General features: G+C 41.7%; 9 protein-coding genes. 6 read left to right on the top strand and 3 right to left on the bottom strand.

Annotated elements, in window-relative coordinates:
* Window positions 1-152: 152 nt before the first annotated feature.
* A complete protein-coding gene (locus ACM5QX_RS29110) occupies window positions 153-1,706 on the top strand; it encodes a cation:proton antiporter (RefSeq protein ID WP_414756692.1) in 1,554 nt (517 codons plus the stop codon).
* 3 nt (window positions 1,707-1,709) lie between these two features.
* Here the strand turns inward: ACM5QX_RS29110 and ACM5QX_RS29115 are convergent, their stop codons facing one another.
* Together ACM5QX_RS29115 and ACM5QX_RS29120 are read right to left on the bottom strand one after the other, a co-directional pair.
* The gene (locus tag ACM5QX_RS29115; RefSeq protein ID WP_414756697.1) at window positions 1,710-2,261 is read right to left on the bottom strand and encodes a DUF3124 domain-containing protein; all 552 of its coding nucleotides are present in this window, start codon (window positions 2,259-2,261) and stop codon (window positions 1,710-1,712) included.
* Between the two features lie 4 nt (window positions 2,262-2,265).
* Complete coding sequence (locus ACM5QX_RS29120; RefSeq protein WP_414756693.1) at window positions 2,266-2,943, bottom strand: potassium channel family protein; 678 nt, start codon at window positions 2,941-2,943, stop codon at window positions 2,266-2,268.
* Window positions 2,944-3,134: 191 nt separating this feature from the next.
* Here ACM5QX_RS29120 and ACM5QX_RS29125 point away from each other — a divergent pair, with 191 nt between their 5' ends.
* Genes ACM5QX_RS29125 through ACM5QX_RS29135 form a run of 3 tightly spaced genes read left to right on the top strand, consistent with a single transcriptional unit; the run spans window position 3,135 to window position 4,750 of the window.
* Window positions 3,135-3,740 (top strand): vWA domain-containing protein, encoded by a 606-nt coding sequence (locus tag ACM5QX_RS29125; RefSeq protein WP_414756694.1) that lies wholly within the window; start codon window positions 3,135-3,137, stop codon window positions 3,738-3,740.
* Between the two features lie 21 nt (window positions 3,741-3,761).
* Window positions 3,762-4,367, top strand: coding sequence for a vWA domain-containing protein (locus ACM5QX_RS29130; protein ID WP_190570121.1), 606 nt, complete (start codon window positions 3,762-3,764; stop codon window positions 4,365-4,367).
* 2 nt (window positions 4,368-4,369) lie between these two features.
* Window positions 4,370-4,750: a salt stress protein, Slr1339 family gene (locus ACM5QX_RS29135; RefSeq protein WP_190570119.1), complete on the top strand. Its 381-nt coding sequence runs from the start codon at window positions 4,370-4,372 to the stop codon at window positions 4,748-4,750.
* A 24-nt stretch (window positions 4,751-4,774) separates the two neighbouring features.
* On the opposite strand, the gene ACM5QX_RS29140 is transcribed toward ACM5QX_RS29135, so the two are convergent.
* Window positions 4,775-5,107, bottom strand: a complete 333-nt coding sequence (locus tag ACM5QX_RS29140; RefSeq protein WP_190570117.1) for a winged helix-turn-helix transcriptional regulator — start codon at window positions 5,105-5,107, stop codon at window positions 4,775-4,777.
* A 216-nt stretch (window positions 5,108-5,323) separates the two neighbouring features.
* Between ACM5QX_RS29140 and ACM5QX_RS29145 the strand changes: the two genes are divergently transcribed.
* Together ACM5QX_RS29145 and ACM5QX_RS29150 are read left to right on the top strand one after the other, a co-directional pair.
* The gene (locus ACM5QX_RS29145) at window positions 5,324-5,947 is read left to right on the top strand and encodes an FMN-dependent NADH-azoreductase (protein WP_414756695.1); all 624 of its coding nucleotides are present in this window, start codon (window positions 5,324-5,326) and stop codon (window positions 5,945-5,947) included.
* A gap of 187 nt (window positions 5,948-6,134) precedes the next feature.
* A complete protein-coding gene (locus tag ACM5QX_RS29150; protein ID WP_414756696.1) occupies window positions 6,135-6,728 on the top strand; it encodes a Uma2 family endonuclease in 594 nt (197 codons plus the stop codon).
* Window positions 6,729-6,919 lie beyond the last annotated feature (191 nt).

The raw sequence follows: 6,919 nt of genomic DNA on the forward strand, positions 1-6,919 counted from the left end.
ACTTTCATCTTCTTACTTCTCCCGCCTTTTTTCTTAATTCACATTAGGCGTAATTGTTAATCTCATGAAAACGTCTCATCCCTTGGGATGTTTTCAAACTGGCTGTATCCTAAAAAGATTGATTGAACACCATATAAATTCTCCGTATCTTCGTGAATGTTACCGAGTTAATCAAGATTTCCATTATTCTCCTACTCGTTGCCACAGGTGTAGCGCTGCTATCTCGGCGATTGCGAGTTCCTTATGTCACAGGATTAGTATTAGCAGGTTTACCTATAACTGAACTTTTGTCCCGTCCAATTGGTTTAGACCCGGCACTCGTTTTAAATCTTTTCCTCCCAATTCTCATCTTTGAAGCCGGCATCAATACCGATGTCAGTCGCTTACGTAGCACCTTTAAACCAATTGCCCTGCTGGCAGGGCCAGGGGCTATACTTTCCAGTGCTATTATCGCTATCTTGTTAAAATTTGGGCTGGGACTGAGTTGGATACCAGCTTTCCTTGTAGGAGTAATTCTGGCAAACACGGATACAGTTTCCATGATTGCCGTATTTAAGGAAATACCAGTACCTTCCCGCCTTTCTACCATCGTTGAAGGAGAAACTTTATTCAACGATGCTGCGGCCTTAGTTTCCTTCAATCTGATTTTGCAAGTATATTCGACTGGTTCGCTCACCTTAATAGAGGGAATCCAACAACTGCTGTTTATTTCCGTGGGTGGCTGTCTTGTTGGCTTAGTCTTAGGCTACCTGAGCATACCTGTATTTAACCGTTTAGATGATCCCCTAAGCAGCCTACTGCTGACTGTGGCAGTTGCCTTAGGAACTTTTCAGGTAGGACAATTTTTAGGCGTATCCGGTGCTGTAGCTGTAGTTGTCGCTGGTTTAATTTTCGGAAATTTTGGGCTGTCTGGGAATACTTCTGCCTCCAGTCGCATCACCTTATTGAGTTTTTGGGAATATGCCAGTTTTACTGCTAACACCTTTATTTTTCTGCTAATTGGCGTAGAAATCAACCTAGTAACGCTTTGGCAAACTTTGCCTGCAATTCTACTGGCAGTTTTGGCTTATCAAGTCGGGCGAGTTTTGACAATCTATCCTTTACTCGCAGGAGTTCGTTGGTTTGACAGACCAATTCCACTGCGTTGGCAACACTTACTGTTTTTAGGCAACATTAAAGGTTCACTGTCAATGGCTTTGGCGTTAAGTTTACCTACCACACTGCCAGGACGGGAAAGTCTAATCACTATAGTCTTCGGTTGTGTCCTCGTTTCCTTGGTGGGACAGGGATTAAGCTTGCCATTGTTAGTCAAACGTTTAAAATTATCCAAATTTTCACATTCACAGCAACAGGTTGAAGAATTACAAGCCCAACTAATCACAGCCAAAGCCGCACAAGACGAATTAGATACCCTGCTGAAAACGGGAGTGTTACCAAAAGCTGTATATGAGGAAATGCGTTCAGCTTACCAAGTACAAGTAGCAGGTGCAGAAAAAACTTTACGAGAGTTCTATAATCGCCGTTCAGATGATTTTGATCATAAAGGTGGCGCACTTGGCAAACTGGATTCTATCCGTCGGCGTTTACTGCTAGCGGAAAAAGGCGCGCTCACAGAAGCAATGCGTAAACGAATTCTCTCCCAAGATATTGGGCAGAACCGGATACAAACTATTGATGAAAAGTTGCTGCAACTGGACGATGATTAATAGTTATTCCACAGGTTTATTTTGACTTTTAATGACTTTACCAGGACTAGTAAAAGAAATTCCTTGCTGAAAGTCAGTACCAATCATGATTGCTTCCACTATCGGTTCTGAGACTGCCGTTGCAGCTATCCACTCGACAATAAAGTTTGCGCCTAAACCTCCACTGGTATCACTTTTATTGATGAAAAAATCAGTAGAAGCCAGGGCATCAACTTGAATCGGACGTTCTAAATATTGCTTAACTAATTTTCCATTGGAGTCATAGTAACGCACAGAAGTGATAATGATTGGCTTTGACAAGTCTGTGTTGCGAATACTGAGTGTAGCGGCTAAATTAAAAACCTCCTGACGATTGTAATGATAAATATGGGAATAGACAGGAACATAGATAGTCTGTCCCATTGCTATCTGAAAATTTTTTTCTAGAGTCACCACCTTTTGGGATGGGGTCGCCAAAGTATTTTTTGTTGAAGACTTTGGGGTCGTCTTGGTTGATTCACAAGACACAAGAAGCATTAATATGATCGCTAAACAAAAATGTCGGCACAACTTCATCAAACTATTTACATCCTTCGATAAAGTCAATCACTTGATGCAGAGAACCTGGTTTGGTCGCAATTAATATAGTTGAACCCGATTCTAGTACGGTACTACCATTGGGAATTACCAAATCTTCGTGGGGGTGGGGTTGGTAGCCAATAATGAGGGAACCTGTGGGAAAGCGAGAATCCTGAGCAATTTCAGCTAGGCTACGATTGGCTACATAACAACTGTTGGGAATAGAAATTTTTAAAACCTCAATCTGTCCTTGCTCAAAGTGCATCATTGATTCCACTTGTGGAAACTCGATTGCATTCACCATCGTGGAAACTGAAAGTTCAACAGTACTAATAACATGGTTAGCGCCCGCCAGGCGCAATGGTTCAGCAAAATCGGAATGGCGCATCCGTGACAGAATATGGGAAACACCGTAGTGTTTAGCCAGCGTTACCATTGCTAAATTTAAAGCATCATTTCTGAGAACAGCCGCCAAAGCGTCAGCTTTACGGATTCCCGCTTCTAACAATACTTCTGTACTCACCGCACTACCTTCAAAAGCCATTGCTCCCACTTGTTCACGAGCGTAACGGCAGGCAGTATGGTCAATATCAATTATGGCAACAGTATGCCCCAGTTCTACTAGTTTTTGTGCCAGGCTCAACCCCACTAAGCCAGCTCCACCAATCAGTACATACATGGCTACTCCTAATATTGACAGACTTCTTACTTCACTTTAATTGACAGATTACTCAGGCAGTCGTCTGAACACAATTTTCACTACCAAGGATGAAAAGATCACAAGGATTGCTACGAAAGCTTAAAGTCTTTGCCTATACCAGAGATGTGTGAACTAGACTAGAACGGCAGGGTAATAATTTAAGGAATATTATGATGAGCGATCGCGACTACACACTAATCCTCGACAAAAGCGGTAGTATGTCTACCCCTGATCAAGCTGGTGGTAGAAGCAGATGGGAGATAGCCCAAGAGTCAACCCTAGCTTTAGCCAGAAAGTGCGAACAGTTTGACCCAGATGGTATTACTGTTTATTTATTTTCCGGCAGATTTAAACGTTATGATGATGTTACCTCAGCTAAAGTCGCCCAGATATTTTTAGAAAATGACCCTGCCGGAACAACAAACTTAGCAGGTGTACTGCAAGATGCCTTGAATAACTATTTTCAACGCAAGGCTGCGGGTAAAACTAAACCCAATGGCGAAACAATTTTAGTAATTACTGATGGCGAACCCGATGATCGCAAAGCCGTATTTGAAACCATCATTCATGCGACTCGCCAGATGGAACGGGACGAAGAATTGGGTATCTCCATCATTCAAGTAGGTTCAGATGCTCAAGCTACTAAGTTTCTCAAAGCTTTAGATGATCAATTGCAAAGCGTTGGTGCTAAATTCGATATTTGCGATACCATCACCCTGGAAGATTTAGAAGATATGAGCCTCGCAGATGTGTTAATGAATGCAATTACTGATTAGCAACTAGTGAAACCAAATATCATGTTAGAAAATCGTGATTACACTCTCATTATCGATAAAAGCGGTAGTATGGCTACCCCTGATCAAAAGGGTGGTAGAAATAGATGGGTAACTGCACAAGAATCTACCTTGGCGTTAGCTAGTAAGTGCGAACAATTTGATCCAGATGGCATTACTGTATATGTCTTTTCTGGTAGATTTAAACGCTATGAAAATGTTACCTCCGCTAAAGTTAATCAAATATTTCAAGAAAATGACCCCTCAGGAACTACTGATTTAGCTGCTGTGCTAAAACACGCAACTGATGATTATTTCCAACGCAAAGGTGCTGGTAAAACTAAGCCTAATGGTGAGACAATTTTAGTAGTTACCGATGGTGAACCAGACGATCGCAAGGCCGTGATGAGGGTCATCATCGAAGCCTCCCGCCGCATGGATAAAGATGAAGAATTAGCCATTTCCTTCATTCAAGTCGGCTCAGATGCTCAAGCAACCCGCTTTCTCAAAGTTTTAGATGATGAATTGCAAGGTGCTGGTGCTAAATTTGATATCTGTGACACTATTACAATGGAAGATATGGAAGATTTGAGTCTTTCCGAAGTGCTACTTAATGCTATTACAGATTAGCTATGGATGCTCTAGACAAGCTGTTATCTCAAATCAAAGCTGAATACGAGAACGAACAAACACAACAACCAAATATCTTCAAATCCTTTAGTCCTTCTGAACCCAAGTCATCATCCATGATGGATAATCTATTGGCAGAGGTTCAAGCAGATATTGCTGCTGAAGATGCGGCTGAGGAACTGAGAAAACAGCAAGAACTAGAACAGGAAAGACTTCGACAAGAGCAAATCAAAGCTAAACAGCGAGAGGCTTTAAAACAGCAAGCACAAAATTGGTTAGAAAAACTCGACCCCTTTTCTCCAGAAGGACTTTGGTTTGAACGATTTGCTGAAAGCTACCCCTCTAAATTAGAAGCAGCAATTGAATATTTGCAAAGTAACTAATTGAAATAACTTTGGCTTTGGTGATTATTTGTTTGCTAAATGCTTTACACCCCATTCGTGCATAGCATAAAGAATTGGCTGTAAGCTTTCCCCCAAAGGTGTTAAAGAATATTCCACCTTTGGGGGGATTTGTGCATAAACTTGTCGATGTATAATCCCGTCGTCTTCCATTTCTCGGAGTTGTTGGGTAAGCATCTTTTGTGTAATTCCAGGTAAGGCTCGCTGCAATTCCCCAAATCGTTTGACACCTAACATTAATTCTCTAATAATTAAAACCTTCCAGCGTCCGCCAATTACCTTCAAAGTGGTTTCCACTTCACAAGTTAGCTTTTCATCTTTTTGTGCTTCAGCTTTCATAGTTACTTTGGAGTAAGTAGCTTACTTTTAAGTGCGTACTTTTCATATCAACTTTACATAGTTTAAAGTCGATTCAGCAAGTATCTTTGAACTTGACAAATATATTGATGAGTGGTGAGTAATGAGTCAGTAAATTCTGACTCCTTTGTAAATAATCTTTGAACTCAGCACTCAGTACCGACAACTATTCTCTGCGTAACGGTAAATAATTTACTTATGGCAAATATCCTCCACATTGATTCTAGCCCACGAGGCGATCGCTCTATTTCCCGCCAACTCTCTTACGAGTTCATCACATCTTGGAAAGATACCCATCCTGGTGATACGGTAACTTACCGGGATTTAGGTCGCAACCCTGTTCCCCATGTAGATGAACCCTGGATTGCTGCGGCGTTTTCTTCACCAGAATCACACACCCCTGAACTCAAATCAGCGATAGAAGTGTCTAATAGCCTCATTGATGAACTGCTAGCCGCCGATCGCCTCGTTTTTGGTGTGCCGATGTATAACTTAAATATACCTTCGACCTTCAAGGCTTATATCGACCAAATAGTCCGTGTAGGCAGAACCTTTACTGTTGATGCAAACGGCTATAAAGGTTTAGTTGACAGCAGCAAAAAAGTCTTAGTTATTACATCCCGTGGAGGTACTTACCCACCAGGAACCCCCTACGCAGCCTACGATTATCAAGAACCGTATCTGCGAGCAATTTTAGGTTTTATTGGTCTGATAGATGTTACCTTTATTCATGCCGAGAACCTGAACACAGGTGATGATGCTCGTGAAAAATCTTTAGCAGAGGCGAAGGATGCGATCGCTCAAGCCGTAGCTAACTGGTAACGATGATTACTTGTGACTGATGGATATTTAAGAAAAATTCTAGATTTTTATATACTACCGTAGCAGATTTGATCAATCTGCTATTTTTATTTTTAACTGCATATTCAGCCTAATGTGAACAGCTGAGTTTAAAGATAGCATTCAGGCGATCGCTCATAATTAAATAAACCCGATTGGCAAATTACCTATGGAAACTCTCACCCTCAACATCCCACCAGCCGTAGGTCTAACGGATGAGCAGTTTTATCAACTGTGCATAGCCAATGACGAATGGCGAATTGAATTGACGGCAGAAGGAGAACTAATTATTATGCCCCCAACAGGCGGCGAAAGCGGCATTAGAAATTCAGACCTGAACCTACAACTTGGTTTATGGAATCGACAAGCCAAACTTGGCAAAGTATTTGACTCCTCGACAGAATTTCGCTTACCAAATGGTGCATTTCGTTCCCCTGATGCGGCTTGGGTAAAATTAGAACGTTGGGAAGCGTTGACAAGTGAACAAAAGCGGCGCTTTCCGCCATTGTGTCCCGATTTTGTGATTGAACTGCGATCAGAAACTGACTCTTTAAAGAAATTGCGCGCCAAAATGCAGGAGTATCGGGATAATGGCGCTCGTTTGGGTTTCCTCATTGACCCCAAAACACCCTTAGTAGAAATTTATCGCTCTGATGCTGAAGTGGAAACCATCAATTTTTCTGCTAACCAACCCCCCCAACTTTCCGGTGAAGATGTCTTACCTGGGTTTATTTTGGATTTGGCTCTCATCCTCAATCCATAAAAGATTACACAAACAGAAAAAATTATAAAATCTTCTATTTCCCAGTCCCCATTCCCCATTCCCCAACCCCCATTCCCCAATCCCTAACTATCATGGAACAAAGCCTGTCAACGAAAATCAAGCAATGCTCACCCTTATTAACCCTCATTTGTCACTCTAAGCAGAGGAAAATACAAAATCAGAGTGAGTCA

The sequence above is a fragment of the Anabaena sp. CCY 9910 genome, assembly GCF_963920875.1.
In the GTDB taxonomy this organism is placed as follows: domain Bacteria; phylum Cyanobacteriota; class Cyanobacteriia; order Cyanobacteriales; family Nostocaceae; genus Trichormus; species Trichormus variabilis.

Coding starts and splice junctions, on each gene's coding strand:
- ACM5QX_RS29115 (WP_414756697.1), bottom strand. CDS start 2,261: ATGAAGTTGTGCCGACATTTTTGTTTAGCGATCATATTAATGCTTCTT.
- ACM5QX_RS29135 (WP_190570119.1), top strand. CDS start 4,370: ATGGATGCTCTAGACAAGCTGTTATCTCAAATCAAAGCTGAATACGAG.
- ACM5QX_RS29120 (WP_414756693.1), bottom strand. CDS start 2,943: ATGTATGTACTGATTGGTGGAGCTGGCTTAGTGGGGTTGAGCCTGGCA.
- ACM5QX_RS29145 (WP_414756695.1), top strand. CDS start 5,324: ATGGCAAATATCCTCCACATTGATTCTAGCCCACGAGGCGATCGCTCT.
- ACM5QX_RS29140 (WP_190570117.1), bottom strand. CDS start 5,107: ATGAAAGCTGAAGCACAAAAAGATGAAAAGCTAACTTGTGAAGTGGAA.
- ACM5QX_RS29150 (WP_414756696.1), top strand. CDS start 6,135: ATGGAAACTCTCACCCTCAACATCCCACCAGCCGTAGGTCTAACGGAT.
- ACM5QX_RS29125 (WP_414756694.1), top strand. CDS start 3,135: ATGATGAGCGATCGCGACTACACACTAATCCTCGACAAAAGCGGTAGT.
- ACM5QX_RS29130 (WP_190570121.1), top strand. CDS start 3,762: ATGTTAGAAAATCGTGATTACACTCTCATTATCGATAAAAGCGGTAGT.